The sequence below is a fragment of the Chlamydia psittaci 6BC genome (assembly GCF_000204255.1).
GTDB classification, from domain to species: domain Bacteria; phylum Chlamydiota; class Chlamydiia; order Chlamydiales; family Chlamydiaceae; genus Chlamydia; species Chlamydia psittaci.
The window spans coordinates 813,576-834,127 of record NC_017287.1; the positions used below are offsets into that span (position 1 = coordinate 813,576).

The window sequence follows — 20,552 nt, forward strand, 5'->3', positions numbered from 1 at the left end:
TAAGATAAAGGAACTTATAAGTGTGATGTTATAGTAATTCGCATCTGTGAAAAAAATTAGCCCGAGGTTTTGATCTATTCCAACTAAATTGTCTAGAGCTTTTTAACAAATGTCTTTATCCACAAAATAAAAAAATATCCGAACAGAAATCCAAAAACTCTTATAAATTTAGCAAACTGTGGTATGCGTTATTTTGTATGCGTTAAAATCTCTCTCGCATATCTTTCGCGTTTCCATGCAAGTTCTCTATCTGTTTTCTCTTTTTGCCAAGAGAGGAGATCTTTTTTAAATTCTAGTTCTTTTTCTCGCATTTCGAGATCTTTGTAAGCATATTCCACATCTTTAGAATGTCGACAGGCGTGCCAAACATGAGCTATCTCATCAAGCTTTTGTAGTAAAGCATCAAACGAAAAGTTCTCACTATTCAAATCATCAGCAGGCATACGTAGGGAGGAAAAAATATCGTTACATGCTTGTAGAACTCTCTTACCTGAGGGCAACTCTTTTATTAGTTCTACAGCCTGTTTACTATTTTCTAATTCGATATTCTCATTTTTACATTTAAGAACGAGATCGCGGTAGAGATCTTGGCTCTCTTCTACCAATACTTGAAATAAAGAATCGAGCTGGCTTGCTAGAGTTTCTCTATCCTCATCTGTCATAGAATCAAAACAACTATCTATACTAAAGTTCTGATGTCCAACAGACTCTTTCATAACAATCTCTGCATCTTCAGCGATTGTATTACTGTAGGATACTATAGGAGAAAACGCGAAGACTAAACTATAAATAAACAATCTTTTAATCATACTTACTCTTATTCTTCTTTAATCTGAACTAATTCACTCAAACTCACGTGCAACATAGGAAATAAAAAACGAAAAAGCCAACCCGAAGTTTATTACAAATAAGACTACAGAATTTAACACGGATATGAATGAATCAATCTACCTTATAGGTAAAACGATTAAGGACAGCTTCTTAACATATTTCTAAATTAATATATTTTCTCTGCTTTTACTATTTTGCCTCTAGGGGACTACACATACATAAAACATGTAGAACACAAGAAATCGATATATATACCACTGTGATAAACATCAGCATAGCGTGATAAACGAAAGTAAACATCCGCATGAGTCCTATTCTAAATAACAACCTATGCAATCGACCCAACTTGAGCATTTCTAAAATGAAATTCAAGAAATCTGATTTGCAAATTACCAGACTATGCTCGATTTTCAGCGGGCATATCCGTTGCACAGATTGAATAGGGAGTAGAGGAACTTTAGTGTATCGATGCATCTGTAATCAGTTTAGAGGAAAAGCACTAGCAAGCAGAAAGAAAATGCAACACAAGTTATTTAAAATCAACAAGAAAGAACCATTATTTTCTGCTATATAAATCACTGAAAATATGTGCTTTTTCACTAGCTATACGTGAGCACTTGGGTATTCCCATTGTGACATTTTTTTTATAATTCGTGGCACAGATTCAGCGCATTGTAAGTCCTTAATAGATAAAGGCAAGCGCAAAGTGTTATGTGCTATAACTTGCTCGTAAGCAAGTAGCGCTTTAATAGCAATAGGGTTAGTCGTCTGATTAAGCCAAGAAGAAACTTCTCGCCACAAGCCCGCACGATACTTGTTACGAGGATCCTCAACACACTCACGTGCCTCTTTTGGCCAGATATTAGATAGAACTGAAATTAACCCCTGTGCCCCGCACTCATACATTTGTGGCCACAAGCCATCGTCACCACAATAAAGAACTACGTTAGAACTAATCTGCGCGTATTCTAGACAATTTTTAATAGACCCTCCGGAGTCTTTCAAACCATAGAAAAAAGGGTGAGTAGCAAGAGCTCGTACTGTGTCTAAATATAACGTTGTTCCTGATCTAGAAGGAATGTTATATAGAATTGCAGGCTTGTTTGTTTTGTTTAACAGAGATTCAAACCAAAGGGTCTGACCATGTATACCAGGCTTAGTATAAATAGGGGTAGTGATTAAAAAACCGTAAATAGGATACGACTGACATGTATGGATCCACTCTGAAGCTTCGTGTAGTGATGTCCCTGGTACACCAACAATTATGGGAACCTTCAAGTTTAAAGAACATGCATAGGAAACTAAGGATTCTTTTTCCTTTGCTGTCATGGATAGGCTTTCTCCTGTACTACCAAGAAGAACAACGCCATTGCCTTCTCTCTCTTGAAAACGCAAGAGATTTTCAAAGCTTAAAAAATCTATAGAATTATTAGGTAAGAAAGGCGTGACAGAAGCCGTGAGTAATTTCATAGTAATCAGCGGTTATACTACAGAAAACTTCTGCTTAACATAATCATTATGGAGTTGTTCTACAACATTTCCTGCAAGATTTTCAGGAACAACTAAGCTTAATGCCATACAGCTTTGGCAACAGCAAAAGATTGGGGAAGGATAATGCCGTAATTTTTCCGTCACAGTCGTTACAACCTTTGTTGAAGCTAATCCGGAACCGATCATCGTGATTAACGCCAGATCATAGAGCATATGCACTGTGCCAATGCTCGATAATTTATCATACAGCTCTCGAATAACATCGTCAGAAACGTCATCATCATCAGTTGTAAAGGATACCGTGCTGTCTTGAGAAGTTATTAATCCAGGAAGAACATGATGGATTTCTAGTATAGGTAAAATCTTATCCAAGCCCACAGTACTTGAACCGCTGCAGTCTATCGACCATAAACGCTGATGCTGACGTAAAGACAATGCTTTTACACGTGGCTCATGACTCATAATTTTATCCATAGCATAGATCCACGTGCCCCCTTTAGACAAATCAAAAGTTGAGGTTACAAAAATAGGGATACCAGCGCGCACACAAGGAGAAAGCATAGGTGGATAAAGAATCTTGGCACCAAATGTGGCAAGATTCTGCATTTCTTCAAAACTCAACTCGGGAATAAGTTGAGCATCTTCAATAATTCTAGGATCCATGGTATAAATACCGTTAACATCCGTATAAATACGCACTTCCTTAGCGTGACTCATTTCAGCAATTAAAGCTCCAGAATAATCACTACCCCCTCTACCTAATAGTGTTGTTTCCCCAGAAGCATTTGCTCCTATGAATCCCTGGGTAATGTAACAAACATCACTCCGAAAATCGAGAGCATGCCAATTCTCACGCATACGCAAAATGTCAGGAGTTGCTCGACTATACTCACCGTCTGTTAATATAACGGTTCTAGCTTCCAAAAACTCTAAAGAGAAATCATTACTACAGCAAAAAGCATGAAATAGAGAGGCTGATATATCCTCTCCTATAGCAAGAATTTCTGCGCGATCACGCGGTGATATTTTTTCCTTATCCATACAACTTTGTAACTTCTCTATCCAGGGAGATATAGAGAATGTGAGTTGTAGATCATGAATAATTTCATTATGTTTGTTTGCTATGTCCAAAATGATGTGTTCCCGATATTCACTAGAAACGGAACAAAACATATCCAAAAGATCCGTAATACCGGCTACAGCACTGACAACAATAAACCACGGCGTATTCTTATGAACAATATCATAAACTTTTCTGATACTTTCCGCAGTTCCTAAACTCGTCCCACCAAATTTATAGACTACTGGGGGCATGCATATTCTCCAGCATTCTGAAAACAGTAGTTCTGCATATTCATCAATAAAGCTCCCGCAGCACCTCGAACAAGATTATGTATCAATACATTCATCTTTATTGTTCGGGAATCTCCTCCATAAGTAACGGGACCTATATGCACACGCATATCATCATCTGTGAGATCTTTTCTTGCCTGTGGATGCCAAGGAGAATCGTAAAGTTTATACGTTTCGGGAAATTCTGCATTCTTACGGTGATAAATATGAAGAATGTCTTCTATAGCTACAGTATTATGAAAAGTCACGTGTAAGGTCAATGTATGCCCATAAATTACAGGAACACGGTGCACAGTAACCGTTATAGGGAAATCCGCAGGTTCTTCACTACTTCCTAAAATCTTTAACGTTTCTCTCAGGATCTTTTCCTCTTCCTTTACTATGTGAGGAATTGTATTTCCTAAAATATCCATAGAAGAAATCCCAGGATACCCAGCTCCACTCACTGACTGCAAAGTAACAATATGTACATGACCTATACTCAACTCCGTTAAAGGAGCTAAGGCCAAGGCAATACCTGACACACAGCAATTAGAGTTTGTTATGATTCTTCCTGGAAAAGGTTGCTTATTCACAAGTTGAAAATGCTCCGGATTTACCTCAGGGATAACTATAGGAACAGCAGGGTGCATCCTATAAGCTGATGCATTAGAAAAGATCAACTTCCCCTTAGACAAGCAGTAGGACTCTAATGATTCTGCTACAATCTCTGGCAAAAAAGACACGACAACATCTGACTCGACTTCTTCAATCCTACGAACAGGTACGTATCTCATGCTGGCTGGCATAGGGCCTAACGACTCTTGCCACACACATACAGAACCATAAGTTTGACTACATTTTGTCTCGGAGGCAACAACTTCACAAATATGCCAAGGAAACCATTTATGCAAGAGAGCTACAAACTTTTGTCCAACAAGTCCAGTAGCTCCCAAAACAGCCACACGCATGTGTTGCCTCCTGAAATCATACTATATCATCCTTGATTACGAATAAAAAAAGCAGGCCAATAAACCGCCATGAAATTTAGGTTGGTGATAATCCAAAACACGTGCTTCTTATTCAAAAATCAAAGAATCTTAGAGGCCGCATTGTAATAACCGTTTTGTTTTTTAAGCAAGAACTGTTCGTTCACATAGAAACCTTTAGCCCTACTTCAGGTCCATAACATCCAGGGGATGGAGACTCATCGATTAACCAATCTAAAATTCTTAAAGCCCCCTCTGCAAACACTGCCCTAGAAAAGACCTTATGGTGTATAATGATTTGTTCTTTATCACTAATAAAGGCGACTTCATGTTCGCCAGCAATATTCCCTACACGCGATGCATGCAGTTCAATATTTTTTACACTATGACAACGAGACCCGATACTATATTCCTGTTGCCAGGCCTCTTGCTTAGTATTGCGAAGAATAGAGGCTAGTTCTTTAGCCGTTCCAGAAACTGGATCCCTTTTTCCTCGATGATGCACTTCAGAAATTCGGATATCGTACCTATCATCAAATACCCGAGCAAGTAGACCTGCCAAACGTTTTTGCACATATGCTCCTAGACTTGTGTTAGGGCAGACAACAACAGGAACATAAGCAGCTAAACGTTGTAATTTCTCATCTACAGAGCAAGAGGGCTCAGGCTTTGTCGTAGCAAAAATCAGGGGTTTAGGGTTAGAAAGCAAGGCAACGAGGAGTTCATCTGAAAAAGATGAGGAAGAAAAATCTACAAGAACGTCATTACTTTCTATAACGGAGTCTAAGGAATAAGAGCTCTGTCTAGAGAACCCTGGGCCTAAAATAAAACGGTTTGATGATCTCAACAAAGAACTCAATAACGTTCCCATTCTTCCCGAACATCCGATAATACCAACACGCATACAACCTTCTAAAAATGCAGACAAAACACTACTTTTTATATCCCTAAAAGGGATTAGCTTTCTCTCGACAAAAATCCTAAATGACCCTAGAATTTAAATCTCTTTGATTCTTTCAACACGAATTGTTCTTTATAATCCGTAATAGTCTATACAAGTAGAAAGCTTTTTTAAGTAGATCCTAAACTATAAACTTCTATTTATTCATGACTCGTCACATCGCTGCAATACTTTCCAACTCTGAAAGTTATTCAGATGCACTGTTAAATTCTCGACTTGCTTTATGGAAGGCTTATTGTCCCCAAGTTTTTTTTGAGTATTTAGATGCTCTGAATCTAACTGCAGGATCAGTGATAGATATTGATCACATTAACCATACTATCCTGTCACAAACAGGTCTTACATTATCCTCAACAAAAGATTATCTCCCGCCACACGATTATTTATTTGAGTTAAGTCAGCAACGGTTTCCTATAGCTAAACACATACGCAAAATGGAGGATGAAAGTTTTTCGCCTCTTCCTGATCTCATTCACGATTTATTTTGCCATGTCCCATGGTTACTGCATCAAGAATTCGTAAAATTTTTTTCTTCTATGGGGAAGCTCTTTATAAAAGCTGTAGAACGAGCAAAAGAAATCTATTCTATAGAAGACCAGCCTCGAATACTTAACAGCAATGTTCTAGCAATCTCGCGGTGTTTCTGGTTTACAGTAGAAAACGGTCTTATTGAAAAACAGGGAAAGAGAAAAGCATACGGAGCTGCTATATTAAGCTCCACAGATCAGTTATCCTATACCTTTAACAACAACGTATTCATTTCTCCGTTTAAAACCGAACACATTATACAACGCCCCTGCAATCCAAAATCCCTACAAACCACTTTCTTCATCATTCGTGATTTTAGCGAATTAAATGACGTTGCAGAAAAAATGCACCTATTTCTAGAGCAAGGACGACTTGATTTTATTGTCTTTGGTCCACACGATGTATACTATCAAGATATTATCTATTTTTTAAATGAACATGTCTTTTCATAAAAATAGGGTGCTTTTTAACCTATCACTCACATTTTCATTGATTTTGATCCTATCAAATCTCGTAGCAGCTTCTAGGCTTGTTATTACCTCCTACTTCACGATCCCTGGAGGGCTGATACTCTATCCCGCAACCTTTGTAATCTCTAATATTGTTAATGAGGTCTTTGGCCCTGAGAAAACCCGGCGTATGGTTTTGTCTGCATTTGCTGGAAACATATTCGCATTGGTATTCCTTCATATTGTCTCTTTTCTTCCGGCATCTTCTCCAGATGTAGAGTATGCATGGCACACCCTTTTTGACATTAGCCCGATAGTATTTATAGCGTCCTTTGTCTCTTTTTCAGTCTCTCAGCAGCTAGAGATTGTCTCCTTTCACTTCCTCAAACAACACTTTCCTAACACTCCTGCTTGGCTACGTAACAATACCTCCACACTGCTCTCTCAAATGATAGACACGTTTATTGTGGATTTTGGCGTCATTTACCTAGGAATGCGCCTCCCTTTTACAAAAACCCTACAAATCATGATGTGCTCTTATTTTTATAAAGCTTTCTTTAACATTCTCACCACTCCCATCTTTTATATCGGGGTAAGAAAATCTTATGCGTCTGCAAAGATAATGTAAAATAATAAGAAGTTAGTAAGTCATTAATAAAAAATTAAAATGATTTTTTTCTTTAAAAAAACTATAATCGTTGCAAAAAAAAATAAAATAACAGTTTTATGGCTAACTTTCTTCTTTGTCCGCCAACTACTTACCAAAGATCTATTTATACATCGTATAATCCCTATAATACTTATTCTTCCGGAGAAAGAACGGTTGGTTTTATGCGTAAAAAAACACCTATTACCGGACCAGGCTCCTTTGATAACGCTTCATTTTTAAGTAAATTAGCTAGAGTCATACTAGCTTCTGTATTTATTATTATTACTCTAGGGTTGATTCTATGTTTTATGTCTACACAGAATCTCTTGGACTTTGATATCCGCTGTTCTTGTGTAGATGGCGCAGAATATTATTACCCACCCTACCTGTATGACGCGTCTGTATTTAGTTCAAAACCGGAAATTTCATTTGGCAGCTGGGACCATCTAGAAATCTCAACTCATCTTATCAGGCTGTCTGAGAAGCATACTAATCTATTCGTGTCCTCTCTTTATACACCGTCAACTTGTTTTTCTATAGAACGCGTGGTGTTAGAAGACCTACACATGTTTGACTTCTCTACTCAAAGCATTTTAGACCACCCTGACAGCACTCAATGTCATCACCAAGACAATTACCAAGACTATCCTCATTTAGTGGAAAGGGGTTGTCAAAATTTCCGAATCTACGCTTACCCATTATGGCACCACCCCTGTGCGAATAATGCGGAGGAACTGAACTCCTTGATGTTATCAACAGCACAAAGGGGTTTTGCGGGGGTATCTCATTGGACACTGGTAATCGTCAACTTATACAGAAGGGAGGTTGTTTTCTTTGATAGTCTAGCGAATTTTATAGATAATCGGATAATTGACCCAGCACTAAACTCGATAGCTACTAGATTAGGAAATGTTCATCCCGATGCCAATGGAGCGTGTTCTCCGTTTATTGTCAAAAAAGTTATAAAAACCCCCATACAACAAGACAGTTCGTCTTGCGGAATTTGGCTTTCTCTATTCCTTGATAAATACTTAGACGACCCCGACTACGTGCCCCCCGTAATGGGATACACACAAGCTCAGTATTTCTTACAGGAATTCTTAGAAACTATTCACCAACGCCCAATAACTCAAGCTTCCGATTACACTCTTAACTTGCTAGGAATTACATGCGATCAAGCAGAAAACTCATCCAGTACGCTATAATCATCCTCACTTTGTTTTCCTCCACTTTTGCGTTAGCAACAACAAAGGAAAACCATCCGTGTGTCGTACTTACAGGAGCTTCAGGACAACTAGGTTCAGCAGTCACCTTGTATCTTCACGAACGAGACTACTATCTACTACTTATAGGCAGACAACACGATAAACTTCGGACACTACACGAACAAAACCCCAATTCTTCAACTCTAGCTATAGACTATTCTTTCCCCGGATATCTTGCAGATTATAAAAAAACTCTTAAAGAGCTCAATCGCCCTATTCAAGGGCTGATCATTTTAACACCTCGCCCTATTTGGGGAAGCGTTTTACAATCCCCGGAATCTTGGGAATCCACATTACAAACAACTTTTATAGCACAGACAGCTCTAATTCAAGCGACTCTCCCCTATATGAGTTCTCAAAGTTCTATTGTGATCATAGGAGGAACGACATCTATACAACGCCTACCCGCTTACGGTCTATCCTGTGTTATTCGTCGTATGTGGACAACGTATGCTAAAGCTCTTGCTTATGAATTGGGCCCTAAAGGAATTCGTGTAAACGTTGTCTCTCCAGGAGTTGTACTCACTCCTTTTCATAAAAATAGAATTCAAGAAAAAGCTAGAGTAAACCAATCTAGCTATATGGAAGAATATAATAAGGAGACTGAAGAAATACCTTTACGTCGTCATTGCGAATCTGAAGAGCTAGCAAAAACCATAGAGTTTCTCCTAACACCATCCTCCTCTTTTATTTCAGGGGTCAATCTACTTTTGGATGGGGGTTTTACCTCCTCTCTGAACTAACTAAAGTTTTCCGACTTTAAACTGATTCAATCCATCTAAATCAAATAGAGTGATAGGAAGGTATCCCAAACCGTATCACTCAACTTTCTGTTTAAAAAATTCATCCCATTTTTCAACAAAAGATAAGCGTATCTTATTAATTCGTGCAGACTTTCACAAATCCGTTGTTATTGACTTTCTAGGGATTCTATGTTAACAATTCTTCCCTTTGTCTACATTGTCAACCTTTTTCTAGGAAAGCATCATTTATGGAAGCACGCTCTGAGTTATGGTCATTAGACGCAATTAAAGAAGTATATAACACTCCTGTTTTTGAGTTAATCCATAGGGCGAACGCTATATTAAGAAGTAATTTTCCCCACTCCGAATTACAGACATGTTATCTTGTTTCGATAAAAACAGGTGGTTGTACTGAAGATTGCGCTTATTGCGCACAGTCTTCACGTTACCAAACAAATGTCAAACCAGAACCAATGATGAAAATCACAGAAGTCTTGGATAAGGCAAAACATGCTATAAATTCTGGAGCCACTCGCGTGTGCCTCGGAGCTGCTTGGAGAGAAGTAAAAGATAACCATCAATTTGATCGCACTTTAGAAATGATCAAAGGCATTACCAATATGGGCGCTGAGGTATGTTGTGCTCTTGGCATGCTCACCCCAAATCAAGCTGAAAAGCTCTTTAAGGCCGGTCTCTATGCTTATAATCACAACTTGGATTCTTCTGAAGGTTTTTACAAGACAATCATTACCACACGCAAATATGAAGATCGTTTACGAACTTTGGATATCGTTGAAAAATCTGGAATTAATGTCTGTTGTGGTGGGATTGTTGGTATGGGAGAAACTGTTGAAGATCGTATCGAGATGCTTCATAACCTAGCATGTAGAGAACGCATGCCAGAATCGGTGCCTGTCAATGTGCTTTGGCCGATAGAAGGGACTCCCCTACACAATCAGAAATCGATATCTTTTTGGGAAATCTTACGTACGATAGCTACAGCACGCATTGTGTTTCCCCACTCTATGGTGCGCCTGGCCGCAGGACGTGCTTTCCTTTCTGTGGAACAACAAACTCTATGTTTCATTGCCGGAGCAAATTCGATTTTCTATGGTGAGAAACTCCTCACTGTAGATAACAACGATATAGATGAAGACACCGCCATGCTGAATTTACTTGGAATGCGTCATCGTCCAGCATTTTCAATGAAAAGAGGGCAACCATGCCAATCTGTAACCTGTTAGAACAAAGATTAGAAAAACAAAAACATAGAAAGATTCACCGAACATTAAAAACTGTCTCTACTTCTATAGATTTCACGTCTAATGATTATCTTGGCTTTGCTAGATCTTTAGAGTTGAAACAAAGATTTTCTAACGCATGGGATTATATGCATTCCCTGGGTTCTACAGGATCACGTCTCCTCACAGGGCAATCTCTTCTAGCAGATCGTGTAGAACAATACATTGCTGCCTATCATAATATGGAAAGCGCTTTAATTTTTAATTCTGGATACATGGCAAATCTCGGATTAATTTCAGCACTGGTTTCTAAAGAAGACCGTGTAATCTACGATATCTATATCCACGCTTCTATCCATGACGGCATTCGCCTTGCGAAAGCCCAGGGGATCCCCTTCCGTCATAATGACATTCAACATTTAGAAAAGCGTTTATCACAACCACACTGTGGACAAACCTTTGTTTGCGTGGAATCTGTATATTCGCTTCATGGTTCAGTATCTCCCCTAAAAGCCATCTGTGCTTTATGTAAAAAATACTCTGCGCATCTTATTGTTGACGAGGCACATGCTCTAGGAGTCTTTGGAAATATAGGGGAGGGATACGTAGCTTCTTTAGGGCTTCAAAATGACGTATCTGCAACTGTATATGCTTTTGGAAAAGCTTTAGGGATTCATGGTGCAGCAGTTGGAGGAAAAGCTATTCTTAAAGACTACCTAATTAATTTCTCCCGTCCTTTTATTTATACCACGGCTCTACCTCCCCATGCGTTTGCATTGATCCAATTGGCCTATCAATATAACGAAAAAGCGAATGTCCTTAGAGAAAATCTCCAACAACTGATCTCTTATTTCCGAGAAAAAGCACAAGACATGCGTTTACCTATTTTTAAAGACAATGGCAATACGCCTATTCAGTCCTTATGTATACCAGGAAGCACTCAAGTACGCAAAGCAGCAAAAACACTTCAGGATTTTGGATTTGACGTCCGCCCTATTGTCAGTCCAACTGTAAAACAAAAAGAAGAATTATTACGGATATGTCTTCACTCGTTTAATACCAAAAGTGAAATCACAGAATTCTTGAATAAATTATACGAAATCCAAGAAAGCTTATGCATATTATCATAGCAGGAATTGATACAGAAGTCGGCAAGACATTCGTTAGCGCCATCTTAACTATCCTATTTCAAGCAGAATATTGGAAGCCCATACAATCTGGCTCCTTAAACCACTCTGACAGTGCCATAGTTCATGAACTCTCAGGAGCTCGCTGCCACCCAGAATCTTACCGACTTTCTCATTCCCTAGCAGCCCACCAAGCAGCTCAAATCGATAATATCACTATTAATCAAGAAACTATCACTCTTCCAAAAACAGATTCTTCTCTCATTATTGAAACTTCAGGAGGATTCCTCTCTCCCTGCACATATAATTCTTTACAGGGTGATGTTTTTGCGAAATGGCCATGCCATTGGGTGCTTGTTAGCAAAGCCTATTTAGGAAGTATCAATCACACTTGTTTAACAATTGAGGCTATGCAAGCAAGAAACCTCAGCATCTTAGGAATAATTCTCAATCAATACTCTAAGGAAGAAGAAGATTGGCTGCTTAATATGACCGGTCTGCCTTTTTTGGGACGTTTGAATTATGAAAAGATGATTTCCAAAGCTATAGTACAAAACTACGCAAATCTATGGAGAGAAACCTGGAAATATAGAGAAATACAGTGATGTTTACAGATCTAAAGAATGAGAAAAAAAAATCTAAAATATGGCATCCCTTTGCTCAACCTGGTTTAGATCACGAACCTATCCACATTGTACGTGGAGAAGGTGCTTATCTCTATACAGAATCGGGCACTGCTTATCTGGACGCCATTTCTTCATGGTGGTGTAATCTTCACGGTCACGCTCATCCCTATATTGCACAAAAAATCTCAGAACAAGCATACCAACTTGAGCATGTAATTTTTTCTAATATCACACATAGTCCCGCTGAAGAGCTTTCTCAAAGGCTTACGGAACTACTTCCAGACGGTTTAGAACGTTGTTTCTTCTCTGATAATGGTGCCTGTTCTATAGAAATCGCTTTAAAAATCACTCTCCAATATTTTTATAATCAAGGAAGACCAAAAACTCGTTTTGTATCTTTGAAACATGGCTACCATGGAGATACTTTCGGAGCTATGTCCATAGCAGGCCCGGCCGATATTAATCAGCCTTTCCAATCTCTATTTTTCCCTGTGGATACTATCGACCCTCCCTATTATGGAAAAGAAGATATCTCTTTACAGCAAGCACAAGCTCTATTTTCCACAGGAGAAATTGCAGGATTTATTTACGAGCCGATCTTACAAGGCACAGGAGGCATGCGTGTGCACAATCCTGAAGGATTAGATGCCATTTTAGCACTCGCCAAACACTATGATGTGTTTTGCATAGCCGATGAAATTCTTACAGGATTCGGACGCACAGGACCATTGTTTGCTTCAGAGTACATGCAAACGAACCCAGATATCCTCTGTCTTTCTAAGGGGTTAACAGGTGGATTTCTTCCTCTTGCTGTTACTGTAGTGCGCGAAGAAATTTACCAAGCTTTTGTAGCTAAAGATCGTAGATTATCTTTTCTACATGGCCATACCTATACAGGGAATCCCTTAGGGTGTGCTGCAGCTTTAGCATCTCTGGATCTCACATTATCCCCGCAGTGCAAACAACAACGTGAAATGATAGAGACTTGCCATAAGCAATTCCAATCACAATACGGATCACAATGGCAACGCTGTGATGTCTTAGGAACGGTACTCGCTGTAGATTATCCAACCAAATCTTTAGGATATTTCTCTAATTTACGTGATACCCTTTATAACTTCTTTATAGACAATCACCTCATTCTACGCCCCTTAGGAAATACTATTTATGTCCTTCCTCCCTACTGTATCCATGAGGAAGATCTGCAGCGAATTTATCATTACCTCCAGGAGATTCTATGCTTACGAGTACAATAACAACCTTTGTATCATATGCATCACGTTGGTCATCTATCCTTAAAAATATCGTTGCGGATAACGAGTTACATAGCAAGTGGGTCAATACACTATCGTTTTTAGAAAACTGTGGGGCAAAAAAGATCTCAATTAGTGAGCACCCTACACAAGTAAAAAAAGAAGTATTAAAACACGCTGCAGAAGAATTCCGTCATGCGTTTTATCTAAAAACGCAAATCTCGAGAGTCTCAGATCAACCTTTCCTTGATTATTCTCTAGACAAAATGCTCGGTTCCTATGGTGTTAAGTATTACCTAGATCTTCTAGATGTGCGCACATGTAAAATACTGAAAAACCATTACCACCTTTCTGAACAAACATTGAAGACCACAGCCTACGTACTTGTCACCTCTGCTATAGAAATGCGCGCTGCTGAGCTCTACCCTATCTACCATGATATTTTAAAACAGGCTGGGAGCAAGGTCACTATAAAATCCATTATCTTGGAAGAACAAGAACACCTAGAAGAAATGGAATCAGAATTAGCAACATTACCACACGCAAAAGACCTTCTTTCATATGCTTGCAAAATTGAAAGCACGCTATGCTTGCAGTTAGTCACTCACTTAGAGAAACTCATAGAGAAAACGTGTAGAGTTTAGTCTTCTAGAATGAATAATATTTTCTTGGACGAGAAATTAGTGTTCAGGCAAGCTTTTTGGAAAGCAAAAATAAGTTAGCCAAAATGCTTGCTTATAAGATTTCTCCCTCCTCTATATCTGGAAGAGTTTCCGTTCCTCCGTCGAAGTCTCATACTCTACGAGCTATCTTTTGGGCTTCGGTAGCACAAGGGACTTCCATAATACATAATGCTCTCGCCTCTCCAGACTCAGAAGCTATGATCCAAGCTTGCGAGCAGCTAGGAGCAAAAATTCTTAGAAAATCTACACATCTTGAAATTACGGGAACCTCCCAGCTAACACTTCCTAGAGACACCTCCATCAATGCAGGAAGTTCGGGAATTGTTTTTCGTTTCTTTACAGCACTTGCCGCGATTTTTTCTGAGAAGATCACAATTACAGGATCTTCACAATTACAACGGCGTCCCATCGCTCCCTTGATCCGAGCTCTAGAAAATTTTGGGGCTACCTTTTCCTATGAAGGAGATCCCTATTCTCTACCTTTCTCTGTCTTAGGGCCAATTTCTTCCGGATATACAGAAGTTCTAGGTGATGACTCCCAATACGCCTCTGCTCTTGCTATAGCATGTTCTTTAGCAGAAGGACCTTTTTCATTTACTATCATCAATCCTAAAGAACGCCCTTGGTTTGCTCTTACATTGTGGTGGCTGGATTTCCTCGCTATTCCCTATGTGCAATCTGACGATACTTACTCGTTTGAAGGGAACGCTCGCCCCCAAGCATTTTCCTATACTGTGGGGGGAGATTTTAGCACCGCAGCGTTCCTTGCAGCTGCTGCCCTACTTTCTCAATCCCCTCATCCCACCTACCTAGAAAATCTCAATATCGACGATATCCAAGGAGATAAGGAACTCTTTTTCCTTCTTAAGAAACTTGGAGCCAATATTACTTTTGAAAACAACACCATGATTATTTTCCCTTCCACATTTTCGGGAGGAAATATTGATATGGATCTTTTTATTGATGCTCTTCCTATTCTTGCTGTTCTCTGCTGTTTTGCTACCTCCTCCTCATATCTATATAATGCTCGAGGCGCTAAAGATAAAGAAAGCGACCGCATCATTGCAATCACTCAAGAACTACAGAAAATGGGAGCTTGTATCCAACCGTGTCACGATGGTTTACTAATCAATCCCAGCCCATTATATGGAGCTTCCATGCATTCTCATAACGATCATCGAATTGCTATGGCCCTCTCTATAGCAGCGATGCATGCTTCTGGGGAGAGTATCATCTATGATACTGGTTGCGTAGAAAAAACTTTCCCAAATTTCATCCAGATTCTAAATTCTCTGCATGCGAACGTCCAGGAACATCATGAATATATTTCTCTGCGGCCTGCCCACAGTGGGCAAGACATTGTTCGGCAAAGCTCTCGCTAAATATTTTTCGACATCTTTCTTCGATGTTGATGATTTAATTGTCATGAACTACGGCAACAAGCTACATTCCTCGGCCTGCGAAATATTCCAAGCTGTTGGAGAACAAGAGTTTACAAAATTAGAAATTGAAGCTCTCCGTTCTATCTCTCTAGATAATAGTGTCACTGCTTTAGGCGGAGGAACCATCATGCATCAAGAAGCATGTGATATAATTAAAAATAGAGGACTGCTGGTTTACCTATCCCTTCCTATAGCTCAGATTTGTGAAAGGCTCTTAAAACGTGGTCTTCCTGAAAGATTAAAACAAGCTCCAAATATGGAAGAAATCTTACAACAACGTATAGAGCGTATGCAACGCATCTGTGATTATCACTTCCCTCTTGACGAGGTAGATCTTTTAGATGAACGTTCATTATTATCTGCGTGTGAATCTTTGAATACCTTACTAAATCAATGAGAAATCGCTTTGGTTCTTTATTTTCTCTAACGACATGGGGAGAATCTCATGGGTCTTGTATTGGGGTTGTCGTCGACGGGTGCCCTGCAGGGCTACAACTTTCCCCTGAAGATTTTGTTCCTGCTATGTCGCGCAGATGCCCAGGGCGGCCGGGAACATCTCCACGTAAAGAAGCAGATATTGTTCATATTCTTTCTGGGATCTATCAAGGCAAGACAACAGGGACACCCATTGCTCTACAAATTTTTAATACTGATGTAAAAAGCGATCCATATTACGAACAAAACGATCGCTACCGTCCAGGACATGGACAATTTGCTTATGAGAAAAAATATGGCATTGTAGACCCTCTAGGAGGAGGAAGGTCATCCGCAAGAGAAACTGCATGCCGCGTGGCTGCCGGTGTCATCGCAGCAAAATTTCTTGCTCATTATGATATTCATTGTTTAGCTTTCTTATCTAAATTAGGACAGGCATCTATTGAGGAATATCCAAAATATTCTACAGAATTCGCGCAAAGCATTTACAACTCCCCCTTTCTTTCTCCTCTAAACCATGACTCTATCTTTCAAACAATAACCGACCTACAAAATAAACAAGACTCGTTAGGGGGCGTGGTATCTTTTATTACTTCTCCTATTCATGAGAGCCTTGGCGAGCCAGTATTCAGTAAAGTACAAGCCATGTTAGCTTCTGCGCTGATGAGCATTCCAGCAGCTAAAGGATTTGAAATAGGGTTAGGATTCGCTTCTGCTGATAGGTATGGATCGGAATATATTGATCCTATTATTATCGAAGACGGGATAATTTCCATGGCATCGAATAACTGCGGCGGATCATTAGGAGGGATTACTGTAGGAATGCCCCTCAATGGTCGGGTAGTATTTAAACCTACATCTTCTATTAAAAAACCCTGTTGCACAGTAACGAAAACTGGGGAGCCTACGAGCTATACTACGCAAAAAGGCAGTCGTAATGATCCCTGTGTTGCTATAAGAGCTGTAGGTGTTGTAGAAGCTATGGTAAATCTTGTCTTAGCTGATTTATTATTACAACAACGATGTGCGAGATTATGATCAAAAACTTTGTTTCCGATCCTCATAATATCAAGCTTGTGGGGAACTTCTTCAATAAAAAGTTATTTTCTTCTATATCTACAAATTATCCCGTTGTTATCGTTACCGATTTTCAAGTTGCAGAAGCAATTCTTCCTCCTGTTTTAGATTTTATACGTTCTTTAGGCTATAAGGTAGTTCCTTTGTCCTTTCCTTCCGGAGAGATAAATAAAACATGGGAAGTTTTCATTTCTCTGCAAAATCAACTTGTAGATCAAGATGTTCCTCTAGGTTCTACCATTATAGGTATTGGGGGCGGTATAGTTTTGGATATGGCAGGATTTCTCGCCTCTACATATTGCAGGGGTGTTCCACTATTCTTAGTCCCCACAACAATGACGGCAATGATAGATGCTTGTATAGGAGGAAAAAATGGGATTAATCTACGTGGATTCAAAAATCGCTTGGGGACTTTCTATCTCCCGAAAGATGTCTGGGTATGTCCTGAGTTCTTATCAACATTACCTAAGAAAGAGTGGTTCTACGGAATTTCCGAAGCCATAAAACACGGATGTATCGCTGATGCTTATATCTTAGATTTTCTTCAGAATCACAGTGAGATGCTGTTCTCCTCTCGGGAAATTCTTAGTGAATTTATCAAAAGAAACTGCCTCGTTAAAGCTGCCATCGTTGCTAAAGACCCTCATGATAAACATCTAAGAAAAATACTCAATTTCGGTCATACAATTGCACACGCTATAGAAACATTATCCCAAGGCCATCTCCCCCACGGATTGGCGGTAAGCGTAGGCATGATGATAGAAACAAAAATTTCCCTAGAATCAGGAATTATGAAAAATCTTTCTCTGCTAGAGCAATTACACCATCTATATAAACGCTTCCATTTGCCTACAACTCTTGAGGAACTACGCAATCTTATTCCTCAACATCTTCATAATGAATTTTACAATCCTGAAAATATCATCCATGCTCTTGGCTACGACAAAAAAAATCTCTCCAAAAAAGCCATCAGGATGGTTATGATAGAACATTTGGGCAGGGCAGCTTCATGTAATGGGATCTATTGTACAGTACCAAAAATGGATATCCTTTATAAAACTCTAAAAAGTGAATGCTATGCTATGTGCAACAATTAGTGGGCCTACTTTTGCTGAAGCTGAACAGCAACTTTTACACTCCTTACCTCTAGTCGATAGTATAGAGTTGCGCATTGATTATCTTTTATCTCTGTCTTCAGATGAACTCAAACATCTCATAGCCCTAGCAAAAAAACCTATTCTCACGTTAAGGAAGAACCCAAGCCTTTCTGAAATAGCATGGATAGAACGCACTATACAACTTGCAGAGTTACAGCCGGAGTACCTGGATATTGATAAAGACTTCCCCAAAGAAGCTTTAGCAAAAATCCAAAAGAATTATCCTAACATAAAAATTATTCTCTCTTATCATAGCGACACTTCCGAACACATTCCTAATCTCTGTAATGAAATGCTTAGGCGACAAGCACATCATTATAAAATTGCTATTACATCAACGAAGTCTATAGACACCCTCCGCTGCATACAAATAAAAAAACACCTTCCCGAAAATACTACACTACTTTGTATGGGAAATGCAGGTATAGCCTCACGCATTCTTTCACCATTAATGAAAAATGCCATTAATTATGCCTCTGGAATCAATGCTCCCAAAGTAGCCCAAGGACAGCTCTCTATAGAAGATTTACTCGCCTACAACTATACGAATCTCTCTTCAGAATCCCGTATCTATGGTCTGATTGGTAACCCGGTAGACCGTAGCATCAGTCATCTTTCCCATAATAAATTATTTTCAGAGCTACAGCTCAACATGAGCTACATAAAAATTCTACTCACCCCCTATGAACTTAACGAATTTTTCTCTTTAACTCGTGATCTTCCTTTTGGTGGTCTGAGTGTGACTATGCCTTTTAAAACCGATGTTCTTGAATATATCGATATTCTTGATCCCTCTGTACAACAGTGTCAGTCTTGCAACACCTTAGTTTTCCGTGATAATAAGATCGCAGGATACAACACAGATGGCTTAGGGCTATTAAACCTTTTAAAACGCAAGAACATCCTTTTACAAAACAAGCATGTGGGTATAGTGGGATCTGGAGGTGCAGCAAAAGCCATAGCCACTACATTCGCTGATTCAGGAGCGCAGATCAGCATTTTCAACCGTACGAAAACTCACGCTGAAAAACTCTCTGTGCTATGTCATGGTCAAGCTTTTCCCCTAAATGCCTTATCAGAAAACCACAACATCGATATTCTCATTTTATGTCTGCCTCCCGATGTAGAAATACCTGAAATCTACCCTCCTGTGATTATCGATATTAACACACTACCTAAAGAATCCCTCTATACGAAAAAAGCTAAGGAGCGAGGTTGTCAGATTCTTTACGGCTATGAAATGTTTGCTGAGCAAGCTCTCCTGCAATTTTCCTTATGGTTCCCAGATAAACTCTCTCAAGAGAATAGAGAACAATTCCGTCTGAGTGTAGAAAATATTATTAACGCTATGTAAAAAATTTCTATTTTGCTTTATGCTTCTCGAAATTTTTTATTCTTCCTCCCATGCAAAAGTACTGGCTATTTTTCTTTTTTCTTTTTCCTACGCTTAGTGACTGTACAGAAACCACGCGTTACGTAGAGGTAAAATCTATTCACGAGATTGCTGGTGATATCCTGTATGATGATCAGGATTTCTGGTTAATATTTGATCTTGATGACACATTACTAGAAGGAGCTGAAGCACTAACACAAACAGTGTGGCTCCAGAAAACAATAGAAGGATTTCAACAACTCGGCTTCTCTGAAAGTGAAGCTTGGCAAACTGTCTACCCTTATTGGGAAGGATTTCTAGAAAAAGGATCTGTAAAAACTATAGAAAATGCTATGCAGATCCTCATCTCAAAAGTCCAAGAAAAACAGAAAACACTATTTGTTTATACTGAGCGTAAACATTCCTCAAAATCTATCACTCTACAACAGCTAAAAAGCTTAGGTCTATCTTTAGAAAGTACAGCCCCTGTTGTAACTCATGAACTTCCAAAAAGTATCCTTTTTTCTTCTGGGGTCTTGTTTGGAGAAGAACTCCACAAAGGACCTGGACTCCAAATTTTCTTAGATACCATCGCAGCCCGTCCTGAAAAAATTATCTATGTGGATAATTCCAAAGAAAATGTGGCACGTGTTGGTGAGTTATGCAAATTAAAAAAAATTTCTTATCTTGGAATTACTTACTCAGCTAAAAAATTCTTGCCTCCAGTATATCATCCTGAAATCTCTAAGGTTCAATACACATACACACAAAAACTTCTTAGCAATGAGGCTGCTGCTTTATTACTAAGACACCAAATGATGGAATAGCATTAAGATGATAATTCCTCTATTTTCACCAAAAATGATGGCATAAAAAAAACTTTTTTTTTTAGAGTCACAAA

At 39.1% G+C, this 20,552-nt stretch carries 20 protein-coding genes; 15 read left to right on the forward strand and 5 right to left on the reverse strand.

All coding sequences use genetic code 11. The features are described from left to right. Positions 1 to 188: 188 nt before the first annotated feature. The 5 genes from G5O_RS08680 to G5O_RS08700 all read right to left on the reverse strand — a co-directional run bounded on the left by G5O_RS08680 (position 189) and on the right by G5O_RS08700 (position 5,547). On the reverse strand, positions 189 to 809 hold the full coding sequence (locus G5O_RS08680; protein WP_006343372.1) for a hypothetical protein: 621 nt from the start codon (positions 807 to 809) through the stop codon (positions 189 to 191). A 625-nt stretch (positions 810 to 1,434) separates the two neighbouring features. Continuing rightward, entirely contained in the window at positions 1,435 to 2,301 is an 867-nt protein-coding gene (dapA, locus tag G5O_RS08685; RefSeq protein WP_006343373.1) for a 4-hydroxy-tetrahydrodipicolinate synthase, read from the reverse strand. A 12-nt stretch (positions 2,302 to 2,313) separates the two neighbouring features. Further along, positions 2,314 to 3,636, reverse strand: a complete 1,323-nt coding sequence (locus tag G5O_RS08690; protein ID WP_006343374.1) for an aspartate kinase — start codon at positions 3,634 to 3,636, stop codon at positions 2,314 to 2,316. Then, positions 3,624 to 4,625, reverse strand: coding sequence for an aspartate-semialdehyde dehydrogenase (gene asd, locus G5O_RS08695; RefSeq protein WP_006343375.1), 1,002 nt, complete (start codon positions 4,623 to 4,625; stop codon positions 3,624 to 3,626). Before asd ends, G5O_RS08690 begins: the two co-directional genes overlap by 13 nt. 181 nt (positions 4,626 to 4,806) lie before the next feature. After that, on the reverse strand, positions 4,807 to 5,547 hold the full coding sequence (locus tag G5O_RS08700; protein ID WP_006343376.1) for a 4-hydroxy-tetrahydrodipicolinate reductase: 741 nt from the start codon (positions 5,545 to 5,547) through the stop codon (positions 4,807 to 4,809). A gap of 203 nt (positions 5,548 to 5,750) precedes the next feature. On the opposite strand from G5O_RS08700, the gene G5O_RS08705 reads away from it, so the two are divergent. The 15 genes from G5O_RS08705 to G5O_RS08775 all read left to right on the forward strand — a co-directional run bounded on the left by G5O_RS08705 (position 5,751) and on the right by G5O_RS08775 (position 20,478). Next, on the forward strand, positions 5,751 to 6,584 hold the full coding sequence (locus G5O_RS08705) for a phenylalanine 4-monooxygenase (RefSeq protein ID WP_006343377.1): 834 nt from the start codon (positions 5,751 to 5,753) through the stop codon (positions 6,582 to 6,584). Continuing rightward, positions 6,571 to 7,209: a queuosine precursor transporter gene (locus G5O_RS08710; protein ID WP_006343378.1), complete on the forward strand. Its 639-nt coding sequence runs from the start codon at positions 6,571 to 6,573 to the stop codon at positions 7,207 to 7,209. Before G5O_RS08705 ends, G5O_RS08710 begins: the two co-directional genes overlap by 14 nt. A gap of 98 nt (positions 7,210 to 7,307) precedes the next feature. Continuing rightward, positions 7,308 to 8,435 carry a Ulp1 family isopeptidase gene (locus G5O_RS08715; RefSeq protein ID WP_006343379.1) on the forward strand — a complete coding sequence of 376 codons (1,128 nt, stop codon included), beginning with the start codon at positions 7,308 to 7,310 and terminating at the stop codon, positions 8,433 to 8,435. Continuing rightward, entirely contained in the window at positions 8,399 to 9,238 is an 840-nt protein-coding gene (locus G5O_RS08720; RefSeq protein WP_006343380.1) for an SDR family oxidoreductase, read from the forward strand. The genes G5O_RS08715 and G5O_RS08720 overlap by 37 nt, the downstream gene beginning before the upstream one ends. A gap of 248 nt (positions 9,239 to 9,486) precedes the next feature. Then, positions 9,487 to 10,482: a biotin synthase BioB gene (gene bioB, locus G5O_RS08725; protein ID WP_006343381.1), complete on the forward strand. Its 996-nt coding sequence runs from the start codon at positions 9,487 to 9,489 to the stop codon at positions 10,480 to 10,482. Then, positions 10,461 to 11,609 carry an aminotransferase class I/II-fold pyridoxal phosphate-dependent enzyme gene (locus G5O_RS08730; protein ID WP_006343382.1) on the forward strand — a complete coding sequence of 383 codons (1,149 nt, stop codon included), beginning with the start codon at positions 10,461 to 10,463 and terminating at the stop codon, positions 11,607 to 11,609. The genes bioB and G5O_RS08730 overlap by 22 nt, the downstream gene beginning before the upstream one ends. Then, positions 11,594 to 12,211 (forward strand): dethiobiotin synthase, encoded by a 618-nt coding sequence (gene bioD, locus G5O_RS08735; RefSeq protein ID WP_006343383.1) that lies wholly within the window; start codon positions 11,594 to 11,596, stop codon positions 12,209 to 12,211. The genes G5O_RS08730 and bioD overlap by 16 nt, the downstream gene beginning before the upstream one ends. Further along, a complete protein-coding gene (gene bioA, locus G5O_RS08740; RefSeq protein ID WP_013462707.1) occupies positions 12,211 to 13,488 on the forward strand; it encodes an adenosylmethionine--8-amino-7-oxononanoate transaminase in 1,278 nt (425 codons plus the stop codon). Before bioD ends, bioA begins: the two co-directional genes overlap by 1 nt. Next, positions 13,470 to 14,129: a hypothetical protein gene (locus G5O_RS08745; protein ID WP_006343385.1), complete on the forward strand. Its 660-nt coding sequence runs from the start codon at positions 13,470 to 13,472 to the stop codon at positions 14,127 to 14,129. The genes bioA and G5O_RS08745 overlap by 19 nt, the downstream gene beginning before the upstream one ends. Before the next feature lie 83 nt (positions 14,130 to 14,212). Next, entirely contained in the window at positions 14,213 to 15,550 is a 1,338-nt protein-coding gene (gene aroA, locus G5O_RS08750; protein WP_006343386.1) for a 3-phosphoshikimate 1-carboxyvinyltransferase, read from the forward strand. Continuing rightward, positions 15,486 to 16,007, forward strand: a complete 522-nt coding sequence (locus G5O_RS08755) for a shikimate kinase (RefSeq protein WP_013462708.1) — start codon at positions 15,486 to 15,488, stop codon at positions 16,005 to 16,007. The genes aroA and G5O_RS08755 overlap by 65 nt, the downstream gene beginning before the upstream one ends. Continuing rightward, a complete protein-coding gene (aroC, locus tag G5O_RS08760) occupies positions 16,004 to 17,083 on the forward strand; it encodes a chorismate synthase (RefSeq protein ID WP_006343388.1) in 1,080 nt (359 codons plus the stop codon). Before G5O_RS08755 ends, aroC begins: the two co-directional genes overlap by 4 nt. Next, on the forward strand, positions 17,080 to 18,219 hold the full coding sequence (gene aroB, locus G5O_RS08765) for a 3-dehydroquinate synthase (protein WP_006343389.1): 1,140 nt from the start codon (positions 17,080 to 17,082) through the stop codon (positions 18,217 to 18,219). The genes aroC and aroB overlap by 4 nt, the downstream gene beginning before the upstream one ends. Continuing rightward, complete coding sequence (locus tag G5O_RS08770) at positions 18,200 to 19,633, forward strand: bifunctional 3-dehydroquinate dehydratase/shikimate dehydrogenase (protein WP_006343390.1); 1,434 nt, start codon at positions 18,200 to 18,202, stop codon at positions 19,631 to 19,633. Before aroB ends, G5O_RS08770 begins: the two co-directional genes overlap by 20 nt. Positions 19,634 to 19,683: 50 nt before the next feature. Further along, entirely contained in the window at positions 19,684 to 20,478 is a 795-nt protein-coding gene (locus G5O_RS08775; protein ID WP_013462709.1) for a DUF2608 domain-containing protein, read from the forward strand. Positions 20,479 to 20,552: the final 74 nt, after the last annotated feature.